We start from the raw sequence: 1,039 nt of genomic DNA, 5'->3' as shown, positions 1-1,039 counted from the left end.
AAGCCGTCAGGCGGGCTTTATGCAGCGTTTCCTTAAATATTTATGCTCTGCCCTGTGCCGATAGACCGGCGGCTTCTTCCCGAATGGCATTCATCGCCGCCTTGGGATCTGCCTGCCGGAACAGGTAACTGCCGATGACCAGAATTTCCGCACCGGCTTCAATAACACGAGGAGCCGTTTCGGCGTTGATGCCGCCGTCTACTTCGATCTGGTAAGACAGCCCGTGTTCCTGTGCATACTGCCGCAATGCCTTTACCTTTTCCACCATGTCCCACAGGAACGACTGCCCGCCGAATCCCGGTTCCACAGTCATGACAAGCACCACTTCTACCTGCTCCAGATAGGGAATGGCTTCTTCCCACGGGGTGTTGGGTTTCAGGACAATGCCTGCCTTGACGCCGGCTTCATGAATGGCAGCAATCGTCGCCGCCGGATCGCTGTTGCTTTCGATATGAAACGTGATCAGATCTGCACCGGCTTCTGCAAACTGCTTTACATAGCGGATCGGATCGGCGATCATCAGGTGTACATCTAAAAACAGGTTGGTGCAGTGGTCTACTGCCGCCAGAACCGGCATACCAAATGTAATATTGGGCACAAACTGCCCGTCCATCACGTCAAAATGCAGCATGTCCAGACCGTCGCGTTCCAGTCCCTCTGTGACTGCCGTCAGGTTTGCCATATCTGCACTCAAAATTGACGCAGAAATTTGAATTGTTTTCAAAAGCGTCATGCTCCTCTCCCGAACTTTGCAGTTCTGCTTCTCTGCTGCGTGCCGAAGGTTCACAGCAAAATGCAGAATGCTTCTTATTTTATATTATATAATAAATCCGGATATTCGTCAATAGCGTTTTTCTGAGAACATGTGACTTTTTTGCCGGCAGCTTCAGCGGGAATTTTCGCAAAACTTGACAAAAGCACGGAAATCCGGTATAATAAAGCATGTTTATATACGGCAACACCGCACAAAACCCGCCTGACGGCTTTACACGCAATCTGCTTGCAGTGTTGCCTTTAGGCAATACCGCACAAAGAGCGT

General features: G+C 50.4%; 1 protein-coding gene. It reads right to left on the bottom strand.

Features of this window, described 5'->3' with window-relative positions:
• Positions 1–40: 40 nt before the first annotated feature.
• Positions 41–724, bottom strand: coding sequence for a ribulose-phosphate 3-epimerase (gene rpe, locus RUMCAL_RS09900; RefSeq protein ID WP_117733780.1), 684 nt, complete (start codon positions 722–724; stop codon positions 41–43).
• Positions 725–1,039 lie beyond the last annotated feature (315 nt).

This window comes from Ruminococcus callidus ATCC 27760 (assembly GCF_000468015.1).
Lineage (GTDB): Bacteria > Bacillota > Clostridia > Oscillospirales > Ruminococcaceae > Ruminococcus_C > Ruminococcus_C callidus.
Note: the sequence above shows the minus strand (reverse complement) of the source record. Positions and strands in the feature narration are given on the sequence as shown.